Consider the following 256-nt stretch of genomic DNA (forward strand, 5'->3'; position numbering starts at 1 on the left):
GCCCGGCATGCGCATGCCGGGCTTGTCGGGTCTAGCGGTCGATCGCCTTACCGGACGATCAGAACTTGAAGCGGAACGAGGCCATGAAGCGGCGCCCGGTGTGGAAGCGCTGGGCGACCAGCTCTTCGCGGCCCAGGTACTGCTTGTACTCGGAGTCGAGCAGGTTCATGCCTTCCAGGGCCACCGTCAGGCGGTCGTCGAAGGTCCAGCTCACGCTCGCGCCGAGCTCGGCGTAGTCGTCCACGCTCGCCGGCGG

The 256-nt window shown here is 67.6% G+C and carries 1 protein-coding gene; it reads right to left on the bottom strand.

Going from position 1 to position 256, the window contains the following annotated elements; all coding sequences use genetic code 11:
• Window positions 1–58: 58 nt before the first annotated feature.
• The coding region (locus HKX41_12315; protein ID NNC24920.1) for a TonB-dependent receptor at window positions 59–256 on the bottom strand (198 nt) is incomplete at its 5' end.

This window comes from Salifodinibacter halophilus (assembly GCA_012999515.1).
Lineage (GTDB): Bacteria > Pseudomonadota > Gammaproteobacteria > Nevskiales > Salinisphaeraceae > Salifodinibacter > Salifodinibacter halophilus.